The 18,737-nt window shown below is 63.4% G+C and carries 6 protein-coding genes; 3 read left to right on the top strand and 3 right to left on the bottom strand.

Going from position 1 to position 18,737, the window contains the following annotated elements:
* Positions 1–89: 89 nt before the first annotated feature.
* Positions 90–1,415, bottom strand: coding sequence for an ATP-binding protein (locus EJA72_RS11960; protein ID WP_178129301.1), 1,326 nt, complete (start codon positions 1,413–1,415; stop codon positions 90–92).
* Positions 1,412–2,095, bottom strand: a complete 684-nt coding sequence (locus EJA72_RS11955) for a response regulator (protein WP_157711641.1) — start codon at positions 2,093–2,095, stop codon at positions 1,412–1,414. Before EJA72_RS11955 ends, EJA72_RS11960 begins: the two co-directional genes overlap by 4 nt.
* Positions 2,096–2,249: 154 nt before the next feature.
* Between EJA72_RS11955 and dsbD the strand changes: the two genes are divergently transcribed.
* Genes dsbD through dsbG form a run of 3 tightly spaced genes read left to right on the top strand, consistent with a single transcriptional unit; the run spans position 2,250 to position 5,598 of the window.
* The gene (gene dsbD, locus EJA72_RS11950) at positions 2,250–3,986 is read left to right on the top strand and encodes a protein-disulfide reductase DsbD (RefSeq protein WP_157711640.1); all 1,737 of its coding nucleotides are present in this window, start codon (positions 2,250–2,252) and stop codon (positions 3,984–3,986) included.
* A complete protein-coding gene (locus EJA72_RS11945; protein ID WP_157711639.1) occupies positions 3,986–4,852 on the top strand; it encodes a TlpA disulfide reductase family protein in 867 nt (288 codons plus the stop codon). Before dsbD ends, EJA72_RS11945 begins: the two co-directional genes overlap by 1 nt.
* Positions 4,828–5,598 (top strand): thiol:disulfide interchange protein DsbG, encoded by a 771-nt coding sequence (gene dsbG, locus EJA72_RS11940; protein WP_157711638.1) that lies wholly within the window; start codon positions 4,828–4,830, stop codon positions 5,596–5,598. The genes EJA72_RS11945 and dsbG overlap by 25 nt, the downstream gene beginning before the upstream one ends.
* A gap of 148 nt (positions 5,599–5,746) precedes the next feature.
* On the opposite strand, the gene EJA72_RS11935 is transcribed toward dsbG, so the two are convergent.
* Entirely contained in the window at positions 5,747–18,730 is a 12,984-nt protein-coding gene (locus EJA72_RS11935) for a non-ribosomal peptide synthetase (protein WP_157711637.1), read from the bottom strand.
* Between the last annotated feature and the right edge of the window lie 7 nt (positions 18,731–18,737).

Below are 18,737 nucleotides of genomic sequence, written 5' to 3'. Positions count from 1 at the left end.
GCGATAGCGTCCGTACAGTCAACATCAGCATTGAATGTCAGGACGCCATCGCGAGCAGGCTCGCTCCTACAGGGGATGTGCAGGGTGGGTTAGAGGGGTTGCAGGGGCATGGTCAGCTCGACCCGCAAACCATCCGGGCGGCTGTCGAAATGCAGGGTGCAGCCGCAGCGCTGGACAATCGCCTGGACAATCGCCAACCCGAGGCCGCAACCGGTGCTTTGGCCGTTGCGCCAGAAGCGTTGGGTCAGGTGCTGCAGATCGCCTTCGGCAATGCCCGGGCCGTGGTCGCGCACCACAAACTGCACGCGGTTACCGGTGGTTTCCAGGCTCAATTCTACCGGGCCGTCATTCGGGGTATGACGCAGCGCGTTGTCCAGCAGATTGCGCAACGCGGCAATCGACAGCACGGCGGGCATTTGCACCGGTGCGGAAGAAACCTTCGGTGGCACCTTGAACGTGATCCGCTGCCGGTCACCGCTGGCCGCATCCTGGATCGCCAGTTTCGCCACCTGCTCGGCGCTGCATTGCACGCCGTCGTCGAACGACAGGCTGCCCTCGACCCGCGCCAGCAACAGCAATTGTTCAAGGGTCCGGTGCATCCGATCGGCGCCCTCTTCAGCCCGGGCCAGGGACTGATCCCGGGCCGCGCCTTCGGTCATGCGCGCCACTTGAAGGTGAGTCTTGATCGCCGTCAACGGGCTGCGCAGTTCGTGGGCCGCGTCGCCGGTCAGCCGGCGTTCGCGTTCGATGGTCTTGCCGATACGCTGGAACAGCTGGTTCTGCGTGTCCAGCAACGGCTGAAGTTCGCTGGGCAGCGGCTGGATCTGCAACGGTTCCAGCGAGTCGGCACTGCGGCGCATCAACGCGTCGCGCATGCGATTGAGCGGCGCCAGCCCTTGGCCGATCCCGAGCCACAACAGGCACAGGCAACCCAGCAACGCCACGCCCACCGGCACCGACGCCGCCAGCAGAATCGACATGTTCAGCGCTTCACGCTCGATCTGCCGGTCCGCCGTGGTAATGCGCAGGTCGCCACGCGCCAAGGTAAAACTGCGCCACGGCGCGCCGTCGATCATCTGATCGTGGAAGCCCATTTTCTCGGCTTCCAGGGTTTGTTGGGGTTCGGTATGACTGCGGGCGAGAATTTCGCCGCGCATCGAACTGACCTGACACGCCATCCCCCCCGGAACGTTCAATTGTTCGGCGCTGAAATGGGTGCCCTCGCCCTTGGTCGGCAAAGCCGGCAATTGTTCCATCAGGCCCGCGACCATGCGCGCCGAGGCCACCAGCCGCTGGTCGAGGGAAAACATCATCTGGTTGCGCAGGTCGCTGAGCATCCAGGCGGCGGCCAGGGCCCAGATCAGCGCAAAGGCAGCGCCGAGTGTCAGGCTCAGGCGCAAACGCAGGCTCATCACTTCGATTGATCTCCGCCACCATCCGCCGGCCCGAGGCGATAGCCCAGGCCGCGCACGGTCTCGACAATGCCGTTGCCGAGTTTGCGCCGCAGGTGATGGATATGAACGTTAAGGGCGTTGCTTTCGAGTTCGTCGTTGAAGCCGTAGACGCTGTCTTTCAGCTGCTCGGTGGACAGCACCCGGCCGCGGTTATGCAACAGGGCTTGCAGCAGCGATTGCTCGCGCCGAGACAAGTCGACCGGCTGACCGGCGAGCATGGTTTCGCGACTGCTGGGGTCATAGGTCAGGGCGCCATGCTCGATCAGGTTGACGCTGCGCCCTGCCACTCGTCGCAACAAAGTGTGCAGACGGGCGGCCAGTTCGCGCAGGTCGAAGGGCTTGAGCAGGTAATCGTCAGCCCCCGCTTGCAGGCCATCGACGCGGTCGGTGACCGAATCCCGGGCGGTGAGGATCAGCACCGGGATCTCCAGGCCATGCTGGCGCAACTGCTGCAACAGCTTCAGCCCGTCTTCGTCCGGCAGGCCGAGGTCGAGGACCATCACGTCGAATTCCGCGACTTTGAGCATCGCCCGGGCCGCCGACGCGGTGGCGACGTGCTCGACCGTCAGGCCCTGGGCCGTGAGGCCGGCAACAATGCCGCTGGCGATCAGCTCGTCGTCTTCGCAAACCAGTACGTGCATGGTGGGACCTGTGAAAAAAAGGTGATTAGGCGGGTGGCCGATTAAGCGGACATTATGCCGCAAGCACCATGGCCACAAGGCCATCGCGGTTAATCATCGGTTAATCGCCGCCACCCATTGTGCACTTCACTTGCACAGGGACAAGGCTTACCCAATGCGTCGACTGTTTCTATTTTTTGTTCTTTTAATCTCGACTGTGGCCCAGGCCGGGAGCAATCCGTTCGACACCAAACCCGACTTTCTTCCCGTCGGCAAAGCGTTCATTTTTACCTCCGAACGCCTCGAATCCGGTGAAACCCAGCTGTATTGGCAGATCGCCGACGGTTATTACCTTTATCAGAAGCGCCTGAAACTCGATGGACTGCCCGCTGAACTGCATCCTCCATTGCCCGAAGGCGAATCCCACAGTGATGAGTTCTTCGGCGAACAACAGGTATATCGCCAGGGCCTGGAACTGAAAATCCCGGCCGGCGCCACCGGTCAGGTCAAGGTCGGCTTTCAGGGCTGTGCCGATGCCGGGTTGTGTTACCCGCCGCAAACCCAGGTTGTGGATCTGGGCGGCAGCGTTGCCACGTCTGCGACCGACGAAGCGCCGGATCAAGCCTTGGCCAGCGGCCTGCAACAACGGGCCTTGGGCTGGAGCTTGCTGGTGTTTTTCGGCCTGGGGCTGTTGCTGGCCTTTACCCCTTGCACGTTGCCGATGCTGCCGATTCTGGCGGGGTTGATTGTTGGCAGCGGCGCGACGCCCAAGCGTGGTTTTGCCCTCGCGGGCAGTTATGTGGTGTGCATGGCGCTGGTGTATGCGGCGATGGGCGTGCTGGCCGCGCTGCTCGGGGCGAACCTGCAAGCGCTGCTGCAAAACCCGTGGTTGCTGGGCAGTTTCGCTGCGGTGTTTGTGTTGCTGGCGCTGCCGATGTTCGGCTTCTTCGAGCTGCAACTGCCGGTCGCGGTGCGTGATCGCCTGGAAAACGTCTCGCGCAACCAACGCGGCGGCAGCCTGATCGGTGCCGGTGTGCTCGGGGCGTTGTCCGGCTTGCTGGTCGGCCCGTGCATGACCGCCCCCCTCGCCGGCGCCCTGCTCTACATCGCGCAAAGCGGCAATGCGCTGCACGGCGGGCTGATTCTGTTCGCCATGGGCATCGGCATCGGGGTGCCGCTGCTGTTGCTGGTGACGGTCGGCAATCGTTTCCTGCCCAAACCCGGCGCCTGGATGAACTTGCTCAAAGGCGTGTTCGGTTTCCTGTTCCTCGCCACTGCGCTGCTGATGCTGCGCCCGGTGCTGGATCAATCGCTGTGGATCGGTTTGTGTGGCGCCTTGCTGTTGATCGCCGCCTACAGCGCCTGGAAACAGTCGGACGGTTTCGGTCGTGTCGCTCAGCTATTTGGCGCGAGTTCGTTGTTGCTCGGCCTGTGGGGCAGCCTGCTGATGATCGGAGCCGCGGGTGGCAGCGATGATCTGTTCAAGCCGCTGGGCGTCTACAGCGCCGCCAATGCCAGCAACGTTGCCGGCCCGGTCGGCCACGACGCTTTCACCACAATCAAGGACCCGGCCGCTTTGCAGCGCGAACTCGACGCGGCACAGGCGCAGGGCCAGTGGGTGCTGCTGGACTACTACGCCGACTGGTGCGTGTCGTGCAAAGTCATGGAAAAACAGGTGTTCGGCAAGGCCCATGTCCTCGCGGCCCTGAGCGATGTGCGCTTGCTACGGCTGGACGTCACCGCCGACAATGCCGCCAGCCGCGAATTGCTCGGCCGTTATAAAGTGCCGGGGCCGCCGAGCTTTCTGTGGATCGGTGCCGACGGCATCGAGCGTCGCAGCCAGCGCATCACCGGCGAGGTCGATGCCGACACCTTTCTGCAACGCTGGACCACCACCCGAGACGCTCGTTAATGCTGACCTTTACCCTCGGCACTTTTGCCATCGCGCTTAACCACTTGCTGCTGATCAGTGCGCTCGCGCTCGCGACGTTCGTCGGCTGGCGGGTGGCCAAGCGCGGCGGCGAGAATCCCGAGTCGGCGTTGTTCAGCCTGTTCCTGATCGGGATGCTGGCGGCGCGGGTCAGTTTCGTGGCGCTGTACTGGACGCACTACCGCAATGATCCGTGGCAGATCATCGACCTGCGCGACGGCGGTTTCCTCGCCTGGCCGGGGGTGATCGCACTGGTGCTGGCCACGGTGTACCGAGGCTGGCGGCGGCCAGGTTTGCGCCGGCCACTGGGCTTTGGCGTGGCCAGCGGCCTGGCCTTCTGGCTGCTCGCGACGTTCTCGTTGACGATCTACGAACAGGGCACGCGTCTGCCGGAAATCACCTTGCGCAATGCCGCCGGGCAAACCGTGCAACTGGTGGATTACAAGGGCGGTCCTTTGGTCATCAACCTGTGGGCCACCTGGTGCCCGCCGTGTCGCCGGGAAATGCCGGTGCTGGAAAACGCCCAGCAGCACCGTCCGGACCTGACCTTCCTGTTCGTCAATCAGGCCGAAAGCATGCAAAGCGTCAGCACCTTCCTGGAAACCCAGGGCCTGAGCCTGTCCAACGTGCTGTTCGACGGCGGTGGCCGATTGGGCCAGGCGGTCGGCTCCATGGCGTTGCCGACGACGCTGTTTTATAGCCCCGACGGTCGCCTGCTGGGCAGCCATCTGGGCGAACTGTCGGAAGCCAGCCTGGCCCGGGCCCTGGAAAACTTCGACACCCCGACTTCTGCCGAACCGGCCTCATCTTCAAGGAAACTGCCATGCCCCGCCTCCGCCACTTGCTGACGCTGACCCTCGGCGCCGCCCTTCTGCATTTGCCGTCGGTACAGGCTGCCGAAGAACTGCCCGAAGCGATCAAGAAAATCGAAGCCAAAGGCGCGAAAATCGTTGGCCAGTTCGACGCACCCGATGGCCTGCGCGGTTACGCGGCGCAGTACCAGAACCGGGGCATGGCGCTGTACCTGACGCCGGACGGCAAGCACGTGCTGTTGGGCAATTTGTTTGATGCCGAAGGCAACGACCTGAGCACCGCGCCGTTGCAGAAACTGGTCTACGCACCGATGGCCAAGGAAGTCTGGGGCAAGATGGAAGCCAGCAACTGGATCGGTGACGGCAAAAAAGATGCGCCACGCGTCGTGTACCTGTTCAGCGACCCGAACTGCCCTTACTGCAACATGTTCTGGGAACAGGCGAGGCCGTGGGTGAAGGCCGGCAAAGTGCAGCTGCGGCACATCATGGTCGGCATCATTCGTGAAGACAGCCCCGGCAAATCCGCCGCGCTGCTGGCGGCCAAGGACCCGAGCAAGGCGCTGGAAGACCATGAGAAATCCGGCAAGGAGAGCTCGCTCAAGGCGCTGAAAGAAGTGCCGCCGGCGATCCAGGCGAAACTGGCGGCGAACATGCAGTTGATGGAAGAGCTGGAGCTGTCGGCGACCCCGGCGATTTTTTACATGGATGACAAGGGCGAGCTGCAACAGCAGCAAGGCGCGCCGTCGCCGGACAAGTTGGTGAAGATTCTCGGGCCCAAGTGATTTCTTCCAGAGGTTTAGTGTTCTCACTGGCGCTATCGCGAGCAGGCTCACTCCTACAGTGATTTATGTCGATCATGATTATTGTGATCGACACAACTCCTGTAGGAGTGAGCCTGCTCGCGATGAGGCCCTCACAGACGCTAAAGCATCAAAGCCCCTCAAGCTCCGCCATCAGGTCAGTCAACCGATCCACCTTCTCCTCGGTCATCTCCCCCGCCGCCAGTCCGTCGATGTATCCGGCCAGCTCCTCCACCGTGCTGCACTCGAACATCGCCCGCAGCGGCACATCCCGTTGCAGTGATTTCTGCACCCGCGAAGCAATCTGCGTCGCCAGCAACGAATGCCCGCCCAGCTCAAAGAAGTTGTCGCGGATGCCGACCTTCTCGACCTTCAACACCTCAGCCCAGATATTCGCCAGGGTCTGCTCCAGCTCGTTTCGCGGCGCCTGGTAATCATGGCGCTGCAACTGGCCGATCTCCAGCGCCGGCAGCGCCTTGCGATCCAGCTTGCCGTTGGCATTGAGCGGCATGCGGTCAAGCCACAACCAGTGCAGCGGCACCATGTATTCCGGCAGTTCGGCGCGCAGGCGCTGTTTGATGCGGTCCAGGCGTTCGGCCGGGTTGAGCGCTGAATCAGCCGCCACCAGGTAACCCACCAAGTGCTTGCCGTTGACCCCTTCCTGCACACCGACGGCCGCTTCACGCACCTCCGGTTGCTCGTGCAGGCGGGCTTCGATTTCACCCAGTTCGATGCGGTAACCGCGAATCTTCACCTGATGGTCGATGCGCCCGACGTATTCCAGCACGCCATCACTGCGCCGCCGGGCCAGGTCGCCAGTGCGGTACAAACGCTCGCCCGGCGCGCCAAACGGGTTCGGCACAAACACCTGGGCGGTGCGCAACGGATCACTCACGTAACCGCGCCCGACACCCGTGCCGGCCACGCACAGCTCACCCACCGCGCCCAATGGCACCAACTCCAGCGCACCGTCGAGCAGGTACAAGCGGTTGTTGTCGGTCGGCGTACCAATCGGCAAATAACTGCCGCGCGTCGAGGCCATGTCGACGCGGAAGAACGCCACGTCATCCGAGCACTCCGCCGGGCCATACGCGTTGACCAGCCCGATGTCCGGGTAACGCAACAGCCATTGATGGGCCAGTTCCGGCGGCATGGCTTCGCCAGTCGGCAGCATCCAGCGCAGGCCATCAAGGCCCATGCGTTCTTGGGCGAGCATGCCCTGGATCAGCGACGGCACGCTTTCGAGCACGGTGATGCCCTGGGCCGACACGTGCGCCAGCAACCCCTGTGGATCATGGGCGAGGGTGTTCGGCACGATGTCGACCCGCGCACCGAACAGCGGCGCGGCGAGGAACTGCCAGACCGAAATGTCGAAGCTTTGCGACGCGGTTTGAGCGATCACATCGGACTCGCTCAACTCCAGGTACGGCACCTTGCTCAGCTGATTGTTCAGCATCCCGCGCTGCTCGACCATCACGCCCTTCGGCAGGCCAGTGGAACCCGAGGTGTAGATCACGTAAGCGAGGTTATCCGGGCCACTGTAAATGCCCGGATTGGCCACCGATCTATCGCTCGCCTGCACGTCTTCCCACACCAGCAAACGAGGCCGATGGGCACAGGCGAACTCTTCCAGCAACGCGACAGCCTGTGCCTGGCAGGCCTGCGTGCAGACCAACAACGGCGTGCGGCTCAAATCGATGATGCGGCTCAAACGCTGGCTCGGTAGCCCCGGGTCCAGCGGCAGATAACCCGCCCCCGCCTTGAAGCTGCCGATGATCATGCCAAGCAAATCAAGGTTGCGTTCAGCCAGCAACGCCACTGGTTGATCCAGCCCGACACCCGCCGCGATCAACCCATGGCCCAGACGGTTGGCGCGCTGGTTCAACTCGGCATAGCTGTGCTGTTGCTCCAGGCAGCTCGCGGCAATCCGTTGTGGGTGCCGAGCCACCTGCGCTTCAAACAACGCGACGTAACTTTGCTCCAGCGGGTAAGCGTGTTCACTCTGGTTGCAACCGTGGATCAGGAAGTCCTGCTCCTCGGCGCTCAGCAACGGCAAGTCCGCCATGTCGCCATGAAAACCGTCCACCAACGCCAGCAGCAAACGCTTGAACTCGCAGAGCATGCGCTCAACCGTGGACTCATCGAAATAACGCTGGTCGTAAGACAGGTGCAAGCCCAGGTCATCGCCCGGATAACACACTGCCGTCAGCGGGAAGTTAGTGTGGGTGCGGCCCGAATCCGAGGTCGCGTTGAGGCTCTGCGCACGGTCCAGCACCGAGACTTCCACCGGGGCGTTTTCGAACACGAACAGGCTGTCGAACAGCGGCTGGCCTTTGGGCAATTCGCTGTTTTCCTGGATCGTCACCAACGGCAGGTATTCGTACTCACGTAGTTGCATGTTGCTGTCGAGCAAACCGCTGAGCCACTGACGAACGCTGCAACGCTGATCGTCTTCCGGCATTTTTACCCGCAGCGCGATGCTGTTGATGAACAGCCCGACGGTGCGTTGCATCTGCGGCATCTCCACCGGTCGCCCGGCCACCGTGACCCCGAACAACACGTCGCGATCACCGCTCAAACGCCGCAGCACCAAGGCCCACGCCGCTTGGGCGAAGGTGTTGATGGTCAACTGATGCGCCTGGGCCAGTTCGCGCAACTGCGCGCCGTCCCGTGCATCGAGGCGTGTGTAGCGGTCGCCGACGATCATGCCACCGCTGTCGCCGGCGTGTTCACGCAGGAACGGCCGGTCACTCGGAATCGGCGTGGTGCGTTCGAAGCCTTGCAGGTTGGTTTTCCACCATTGCCGCGCTTCGGCCAGGCTCTGGCGTTGCAGCCAGCCGATGTAGTCGCGGTAGCGCGGCGGCACGCTCAACTGCGCCTCTCGACCTTCGCCGAGTGCGGTGTAGATGTCGAAGAAATCGTTCATCAGCAGCGAGCGGCACCAGGCGTCGATGAGGATGTGGTGGTTGCTCATCATGAACCAGTAACGCGCCGCACCGACGCGGATCAACCGCAGGTGGAACGGTGCCTGGTTGAGCAGATCGAAACCGGCCTCGCGCTCGCTTTTCAGCAGCGCCTGCAGCTTCGGTTCCTGCTCGGCCTCGCTCAAGGCGGTCCAGTCCAGGTACTCGATGGGTGTGCTGCCGGGCTTGTGGATAACCTGCAACATGTCTTCGCCGACGTTCCAGCAGAACGACGCGCGCAGGGCTTCGTGACGGGCGATCACCACTTGCCAGGCCTGGGTGAAACGCTGCGGATCCAGCTCGCTGTTGATGCGATAGCGGTCCTGCATGTAATAGAGACCGGTGCCCGGTTCCAGCAAGGTGTGCAGCAACATGCCTTCCTGCATCGGCGTCAACGGGTAGACGTCTTCGATCACGGCGGCCGGCACCGGCAGCGCATCGAGTTGCGTTTGCGTCAGCCGGGCCAGCGGGAAGTCCGACGGCGTAAGGCCCCCGGCATCGTCACTCAGGCAATGCTCGATCAGGCTGTGCAGCTCAGCGAGGTACGCAGCCGCCAGTTCGTTGATGGCGTGCGGGGCGTAGCGTTCGACGCTGAAGGTCCAGCGCAGTACCAGTTCACCGCCGTACACCTGACTGTCGACACTCAGCTCATTGGGCAGCGGCGCACGGGGATCGTGGGCTGCGCCGATGGCTTCGTCGAGCGGCAGGAACAACGCCTGCGCGCCGAAACTCTGGTCGAACTGACCGAGGTAGTTGAAGGTAATCGGCGCCACCGGCAACGCCGCCATGGCCTCACGGCACAGGTCGTCGGCGAGGTAACGCAACACGCCATAACCCAGGCCTTTGTGCGGCACGGCGCGCAGTTGTTCCTTGATCGCCTTGATCGACGCGCCCTGCCCGTTTTCCGGGGTCAGTCGCAGTGGATAAGCGCTGGTAAACCAGCCGACCGTGCGCGTCAGGTCGATCTCGTCGAACAGTGTTTCGCGACCATGGCCTTCCAGTTGAATCAGCGCTGATTCGTGCCCGCTCCAGCGGCACAGCACACGGGCCAATGCCGTCAACAGCAGGTCATTGACCTGGGTTCGGTATGCGCTCGGCGCTTGTTGCAGCAATTGCTGTGTGCGCTCGGCGTCGAGGCGCACGCTGACGGTTTGCCCATGGCGATTTTGTTGGCCGCCGTCGGGTCGATCACAGGGCAAACCGGCGCTCGGCCCGGCCAGTTGCGCCTGCCACCAGCCCAGTTCTTCGCGCAGGGATTCGCTGCCGGCATAAGCCTGCAGGCGTGCCGCCCAGTCCTTGAAGGCGCTGGTTTTCGCCGGCAACTTGACCGACTGCCGGGCGTCCAGTTGGCGATACACCGTCTGCACGTCGTCGAGCAGCACTCGCCAGGAAACGCCGTCCACCACCAAGTGATGGATCGCGATGAACAGCCGCTGCTGCCCCTCGGGACCGTCCACCAACAACGCACGCATCAGCGGCCCTTGCTGGAGGTCGAGACTGCGCTGGGCATCGGCGAACAACGTCGCGCATTTATCCATCGACGAAACCCGCACCTGCCACAGCACCGCCGCGTCGGACATCGGTTGGTGCTCAGCCTGCCACTGGCCGGCGACTTCCGTGAAGCGCAGGCGCAAGGCGTCGTGTTGCTCGATCACCGCCAACAACGCTTGCTCCAGGCGATGGGGTTCCAGCGTCACGGTCGGTTCCAGCAGCAACGCCTGGTTCCAGTGTTGACGCTGGGGAATGTCGGTGTCGAAGAACCAGTGCTGGATCGGCGTCAGGCGTGATTCACCCGTCAGCACACCTTGCTCGGCCGTGACCTGTTCGGTACGGGTCGCAACGGCGGCGAGGGTCTGCACGGTCTGGTGCTGGAACAGCTCGCGGGGGCTGAAGTGAATGCCCTGTTGCCGCGCACGGCTGACCACCTGGATCGACAGAATCGAGTCGCCGCCCAGCTCGAAGAAATTGTCGTTGAGGCCAACCTGCGCCACGTTCAGCACGTCGCACCAGATCTGCGCCAACGCCAGTTCCAGTTCGTTGCTCGGCGCCACGTACTGTTGACGGTTCAGCTCTGGGTCCGGCGCCGGCAGTGCGCGGCGGTCGAGCTTGCCATTGGCGGTCAGCGGCATGCTCGTCAGCAGGATCAGGTGCGTGGGCACCATGTAATCCGGCAGCTGCGATTTGAGATGATTTTTCAGGGCTTCACGCAGTTCGGTGTGTTGCGCTTCGTCCTGCTCCGCGACGTCAGTGACCACATAACCGACCAGCTGTTTGCCGCTCGGTGCGTCCAGCGCCAGCACCACCGTTTCGCGTACGGATTCATGTTCCAGCAACCGGGTTTCGATCTCGCCCAGCTCGATGCGGAAACCGCGAATCTTCACCTGATGGTCGATGCGGCCGAGGTATTCCACCAGGCCATCGGCGCGCTGCCGCACCAGGTCGCCGGTGCGGTACAGACGCCCGCCATGGGCGGCAAACGGATCGGCGACAAACTTTTCGGCGGTCATGCCCGGACGCTGGTGATAACCCTGCGCCAGACCGGCACCACCGACATACAACTCGCCCGTCGCGCCCTGCGGCACCAGCGCCAGATCGGCGTCGAGGATGTACGCCACGCGCGCACCGATTACGCTGCCAATCGGCACGCTGCCCAGGCCTTCTTCAAGCTGTTGCGGCGCCAGACTGGCCAGCGGCATGACCACGGTTTCGGTCGGGCCGTAGGCGTTGAAAAACAGGCTCGGCGTGAACGCGGCACGAATCCGCGCCAAGTGCTCACCGGTCAACGCTTCGCCGCCAGTGATGCACATGCGCACCGGCAAAGTCTCGCCCTGGGTCGCCAGCCACTGCGCCAACTGGCTGCCGTAGCTCGGGGTGAATCCGAGGATGTTGATGGCATGACGACGGATCAGTCCGCAGATTTCTTCCGCGTCCCATTGGCCTTGGGCACGCAGCACCACGTGGGCGCCGCTCAACAGCGGCACCAGCAAACGTTCGGTGGCGGCGTCGAAGTTGATCGAATAGAAATGCAGCTCGCAATCGTCGGGGCGCATGGCAAAGCGTCGGATCACGGCTTGGCAATGCATGGCGATTTCACCGTGGGACACGACCACGCCTTTGGGTTTGCCGGTGGAGCCCGAGGTGTAGATCAGGTACGCCTGATGTTGCGGCAGGTTGATAAACGGCAGCTCGCTGGTCGGGTAACCAGCCAGTTCGGCGGCGTCTTCTTCGAGGCAGCAGCGAGCGACGGTGGCCGGCAGTTCACCCAGCGCGTCGAACATCGCCGCATCGCTGAGCAGCAAACCAATACCGCTGTCCTCGATCATGTAATGCAGGCGGTCCAGCGGGTATTCCGGGTCCAGCGGCACGTAAGCGCCACCGGCCTTGAGGATCGCCAACAGGCCGATGACCATTTCCAGCGAACGCTCAAGCGCCAGGCCGACGCGAACCTGCGGGCCCACGCCGCGCTCGCGGAGCATCCAGGCCAGTTGGTTAGCGCGGCGGTCGAGTTCGACATAACTCAGGGTTTGGCCGGCGAAGGTCAGGGCCGGCGCATCATTGCGCGTCAGTGCCTGCTCGCGGAACAGGTGATGAATGCACTGGTCGAGCCGGTGCTCGCCCGGCTCGACGCCAAGGCTATCGAGCAGCTGTTGTTGTTCCGTGGCGGCCAGCAACGGCAGCTCACTGAGGCGTTGCTGCGGGTCGGCGAGCAGGGCTTCCAGCAGATTGCGCCAATGCCCGGCCATGCGCGCAATGCGCGGTTCGTCGAACAGATCCGTGCTATAGGTCAGGCAGCAACCCAGGCGATGATCGAGGTCGGTGACTTCAAGGTTGAGGTCAAACTTGGTCGCGCGGGCATCGTTGGCCAGATACTCGACAGTCATGCCGGCGAGCATGCGGCTCTGCTGGAATTCCCAGCGCTGCACGTTGCACATCACCTGGAACAGCGGGTTGTACGCGGCGCTGCGCGGTGGCTGCAAGGCTTCCACCAGGTGATCGAACGGCAGGTCCTGATGGGACTGGCCTTCAATCACGGTGTGGCGAACCTGCTCGAACAATTCACCGACGGACATCTGCCCGTCGAGCTGGCAACGCAACACCTGGGTGTTGAGGAACGCACCGATCAGCCCTTCGCTTTCCGGGCGAATGCGGTTGGCCACCGGCGCGCCGATGCGCAGGTCGGTCTGGCCGCTGTAGCGGTAAAGCAGCACGGCGAGTGCAGCGGTCATGGTCATGAACAGGGTCTGACCGTGTTGCGCATTGAAGGCGCGAACCCGTGCCGCGAGGTCGTCGCTCAGGTCAAAACGGTACAGCTCGCCCTGATGGCTCTGCACCGGTGGACGCGGACGGTCCGCCGGCAATTCAAGCAGGGGATGTTCGCGGCCCAGTTGCGCGGTCCAGTAATCGAGTTGGCGCTGACGTTCACCGGACTCCAGCCACTGACGCTGCCACACGCTGTAATCCAGATACTGAACCGGCAACGGCGCCAGTGGCGATTCACGGTCGTCGACGAAGGCTTCGTACAACGCGCTCAGTTCACGGGCGAAGATGTCCATCGCCCAGCCTTCGGTGACGATGTGGTGCAGGGTCAGCACCAGGTAATGTTCCTGCTCGGCGGTCTTGACCAGACAGGCGCGCAGCAGCGGGCCGGTTTCCAGGTCGAAAGGCTGGTGCGCTTCGTCGTCGGCCAGTTGCTGCACGCGCCGTTCGCGGTGATCGGCGTCCAGCGCCGAGAAATCTTTCCAGTCCATGCGCATCCCGGTTTCCGGATGCACCTGTTGCTGCGCCACGCCATCAACGCTCGGGAACGTGGTGCGCAGGGTTTCGTGGCGCATGATCAGCGCTTGCAACGCCGCCTCGAAACGCCCGACATCGAGCCCCCCGCGCAGCCGCGCCATGCCGCCGACGTTGTAGGCCGGGCTGTCCGGCTCCATCTGCCAGAGGAACCACATGCGCTGTTGGGAATAGGACAGCGGCACCGGTTGGCTGCGGTCGACCTTCTCGATGGGTGGTTGCCGGTTGGTATTGCCGCTGGCCTGTATCCGTTGCACCTGTTCGGCGAACGCGCCCAGCTCACTGTTTTCGAACAGCGTGCGCAAAGGCAATTCGACGTCACAGACCTGACGGGTGCGGGAGATAATCTGCGTCGCCAGCAGCGAATGACCGCCGAGGGCGAAGAAGTCATCGCGCAAGCCGATCTGCTTCAAGCCCAGCACTTCTCGCCAGATCCCGGCGATGTGCCGTTCCAGCTCGGTGACCGGCTCGATGTGTTCGCGCACTTGCCATTGCGGCTCGGGCAAGGCACGACGGTCGAGTTTTCCGCTCGGGCTCAGGGGCATTTGCTCCAGGCGCATCAACTGCGCCGGCACCATGTATTCCGGCAGCTCGGCCGTCAAAGCGGTTTTCAGGCGGGCGCTTTGAGCATCTTCGGTTTCGCTGGTTTGCGTAGCCACGTAGTAACCGATCAACTGCCCGCCGGCCGCCGTATCGCGCACCCGCACCACGGCTTGCGCGACGCCTTCCTGGGCCAACAAGCGTGCCTCGATTTCTTCTGGCTCGACACGGAAGCCACGCAGCTTGACCTGCTGATCGAGCCGGCCGAGGTACTCGATAACACCCTCGGCGGTCCAGCGTGCGCGGTCGCCCGTGCGGTACAAACGAGCGCCCTGCTCGCCCATCGGGTCGACGACAAAACGCTCGGCGGTCAGGCCCGGACGACCCAAATAGCCTCGGGCCAAACCGACCCCGCTGATGCACAACTCGCCCGGCACACCGGCCGGCACCGGGTTGAGATCGCTGTCGAGCACCCGGCAAATGACGTTGCCCAACGGCCGACCAATCGGCGAACGCTCGCCATCGGCCAGGGCGCACTGCCAATGGGTGACGTTGATTGCGGTTTCGGTGGGGCCATAACGGTTGTGCAGTTGCACCGCGGGCAGTTGCTCCAGCACGCGGTTGCGCAGCTCGGCCGGCAGCGCTTCGCCGCCGGAGAACAGCCGACGCAGGCGGGTGCATTCGGCGCTGAGCGGTTCGTCGATGAACAGCGCCAGCAGCGGCGGCACAAAGTGCAGCGTGGTCACGCCGAACTGCTGAACCAGTTGGGCGATGCGATGCGGGTCGCGGTGTTCGCCGGGGCCGGCGATCAGCAAGCGGCTGCCGGTGATCAGCGGCCAGAAGCACTCCCACACCGACACGTCGAAACTGATCGGTGCCTTTTGCATCAGCACGTCGGTTTCGTCCAACCGATAAGTCGACTGCATCCATTGCAGGCGTTCGGCGAGCGCGGCGTGGGTGTTGCCGACGCCCTTCGGCTGGCCGGTGGAGCCCGAGGTGTAAATCACGTAAGCGAGGTTGTCGCCGTGCAGGTGCAAGCCCGGAGCATGGCTCGGCCAGTTCTCCAGGTGCAGCGCATCCATGGCGATCACGCAGACGCCCTCGGTGGCCGGCAGTCGGTCCAGCATTTGGGTCTGGGTCAGCAGCAATTCCACGCCGCTGTCGTTGAGCATGTACGCCAGGCGCTCGGCCGGGTAATCCGGGTCCAGCGGCACGTAGGCGCCGCCGGCCTTGATGATCGCCAGCAGGCCGATCAACAGTTGCGGCGAACGCTCGGCGGCGATGCCCACGCACACATCCGGGCCCACGCCTTTGTCGCGCAAGTAATGCGCGAGGCGGTTGGCCTGGGTGTGCAGTTCGGCGAAGTCGAGGCTGCCGCTGTCCCAAAGCAACGCGGTGCGTTCTGGGGTCAGGCGTGCTTGCTCGTTCAGCCGTTCCGGCAGCCATTGGCTGGCCATCGGGCACGGCGCGACGTTCCAGTTTGCGTGCTGATCCTGTTCGCTAGGCGTGAGCAATTGCACGTCGCCAATCGCGATTTTTGGCTGCTCGCAGACGGCGCGCAACAGAGCGCTATAGTGCTCGGCCAGACGCTCGATGGTGGTCGCGTCGAACAGCTCGCTGGCGTAGTCGAAGGACAGGCTCAGGCGCCCGTTACGATCCTCTTCGCTGTGCAATTGCAGGTCGAACTTGGCTTCGCGGCTGTGCCACGGCAGTTCTTGCGCGAGCAATCCTGGCAGACGACGCAACGCGCTCAGGTCCCGTTGCTGATGGTTGAACATGACCTGAAACAAGCCTTGCTCGCGGGCCTGGGGGAAAGCTTCGAGCAATTGTTCGAACGGCAGATCCTGATTAGCTTGCGCCTCTAGCGCCGCTTGACGGGTTTGCGCCAGCAGCTCGACGAACGACAACCGCGAATCCACCTCGGCGCGCAGCACCTGAGTGTTGATGAAGAAGCCGATCAGCCCTTGGGTTTCCAGGCGCGGACGGTTGGCGTTGGGCACGCCGATGCGGATATCACGTTGGCCGCTGTAGCGGTGCAGCAGACTCTGGAACGCGCTGAGCAACAGCATGAACGAGGTGGAATCGTGTGCCTGGGCGGTCTGGCGAATGGCATCGCTCAGGCTCGCGCCCAGCTTCACGGTATGGCGCGCGGCGCGGAGGGTGTGCTGCGCCGAACGCGGGTGGTCCGTGGCCAGGTTGAGGGTCGGGTGCTCATCGCCCAACTTCGCTTTCCAGTAGGCCAACTGACGTTCGCCCTCCCCTTGCGCCAGCCATTGACGCTGCCAGCTGCCGTAGTCGGCGTATTGAATCGGCAACGCGGCCAGCGGGGCATTTTGCCCTTGGGATGCGGCGGCATACAGTCGCGTGAATTCGTCGATCAGCACGTTCAGCGACCAGCCGTCCGCGATGATGTGGTGCATCGTCACCAGCAGTTGGTGATCCTCATCATCAAAACGCACCAGCGTGACCCACAGCAGCGGGCCCTTCTCCAGGTCGAACTGGGTGCGCGCTTCGTCCTCTCGGATTTGCTGCGCCCGCGCTTCACGCTCGTGGGTTGGCAGGTCGCTGATGTCGATCAGTTGCAGGTTGAACTCACCCGCAGCATCGACTTGCTGCAGCGCCACGCCGTCACGTTCGAAGAACCGCGTGCGCAGGGATTCGTGGCGTTCGATCAATTGCTGGAAGCTCACGCGCAAGGCGTCTGCATCCAGTGCGCCGCGCAAGCGCAAGGCCCCGGGAATCGTGTAGGCGCTGCTCTGCGGGTCGAGTTGCCAGGTGATCCACAAACGGTTTTGTGCCAGGGATTGCGGCATGGCTTCGGTGCGCGAAAGCGTGGTGATTGCGCCTTGGGCGAGGCCGCCGTCCTGTTGTTGCAGGGCCACGGCATTGGCGAACGCTGCGAGGGTCGGTGCGTCGAACAGTTGGCGCAGGTTGAGTTCCAGACCGAGTTCTTCACGCAGCCGCGCGACCACTTGAGTGGCGGCGATAGAGTTGCCGCCGAGCAGGAAGAAATGGTCGTCGGCGTTGACCTGTTTGACCTGTAGTTGCTCGGACCAGATCTGGCCGATCAGGGTTTGCAGTTCAGATCCCGATTCGGCGGGTTCCTCGCTGTCAGTTGCTGCCGATGGGAACACCGCGTAACTGTCGAGGCTGCCCTCCGCCAAGCGAATGCGGCAGGCCGAACGTTGCAACTTGCCGCTGGACGTCTTGGGCAGCGCGCCCGGATTGAGCAGCACCACCACGCTCGGTGCTTCCTGATACGCCTCGGCCACGGCTTGGCGAATGGCCTTGATCAACGCTTCGGGCGGCAAGATTTTTTGCACGCTGCGGCTGATTTCCGCCGCGATACCGATGCCTTCCTGCCCGTCGACATTGACGGCGAATGCGGCGACGCGACCTTTGCGCACCACCTCCACTTCGCGCTCGATGGTCTGCTCGATGTCCTGTGGATAAAGGTTGTGACCGCGCACGATCAGCAGGTCTTTCAGGCGACCGGTGATGAACAATTCACCGTCGCGCATAAAGCCCAGGTCGCCGGTGCGCAGCCAGGTTTTGCCGTTGTGCTGGACGAACGTCTTGGCGCTGGCCTCGGGGTTGCGCCAGTAGCCGTGGGCGATACTCGGCCCAGTGGCCCAGACTTCGCCGACCGCGTTATCCGGCAATTCGTTGAGCGCCTGTGGGTCGACAATCAGCACCGCGTGATCGGGCTGACTGACGCCGCAACTCATGATCGCGCTGCCCTCGCCCGGCTCGGCACGGTTTTGCGCCAGGGCCTGATCGTTCACCCGCAGGTTGCCAATCCCCTGCCCGCGAGCGCTGCCGGCCACAAACAGCGTGGCTTCGGCCAGGCCGTAAGACGCCATGAAACTGTCCGGGGTAAAACCGCACGCCGCGAACTTCTCGGCGAAGCGCTCCAGCGTGTCGAGGCGAATCGGTTCGGACCCGGAATACGCCACCCGCCAACCGCTCAGGTCGAGGCGTTCCAGCGCCGATTCACTGACCCGCTCGCTGCACAACCGATAGGCAAAATCCGGCCCGCCGCTGATGGTGCCGCCGTACTCGCTGATCGCTTCCAGCCAGCGCAACGGCCGACCGAGGAAGTAAGCCGGCGACATCAACACACACGGCACGCCGCTGAAAATCGGCTGCAACAGACCGCCGATCAAACCCATGTCGTGGTACAGCGGCAGCCAACTGACAATCACGTCGTCAGGGTTCAGATCGATGCCGAAGCCGTGGCGAATCAGCAGCTCGTTAGCCACCAGATTGCCATGGCTGACTTGCACGCCTTTGGGCAGCGCCGTGGAACCGGAGGTGTATTGCAGGAACGCGATGTGATCGTGCTGCAGATCCGGCGCAACCCAACGTTCGGCGTGCGCACTGTCGAGCGTATCGACACACAACAACGGCGGCGCGCCTTCGATGTGCAGCAACGCGTCGCCCAGGCTGGCGCTGGTCAACAACAGACTCGGCTCCGCATCACCGATGATCGACAACAAACGCTCCTGGTGATGACGCTTGCTCGACTCCGGCGGATAGGCCGGCACCGCGATCACGCCCGCATACAGGCAGCCGAAAAAGGCCGCGACGTAATCCGGGCCGCTGGGGAACAGCAACACCGCACGATCGCCAAACCCTGCCTGCGCCTGCAGCGCGCCGGCGATGATTCGAGCGCGCTGATCCAGCTCGCGATAACTGAGCACCACAGCCTGATCCGGGGTTTCGGCGAGAAAACGCAAGGCCACCCGATCCGGCGTCAGGGCCGCGCGGCGCTGAAGGGCTTGGACCAGTGTGCTGGGGAGTTCGAACGCGTCGGTCATGAGGTTT

The sequence above is a fragment of the Pseudomonas sp. PB120 genome, assembly GCF_009761815.1.
In the GTDB taxonomy this organism is placed as follows: domain Bacteria; phylum Pseudomonadota; class Gammaproteobacteria; order Pseudomonadales; family Pseudomonadaceae; genus Aquipseudomonas.
This window is presented reverse-complemented; position numbering and strand designations above follow the sequence as displayed.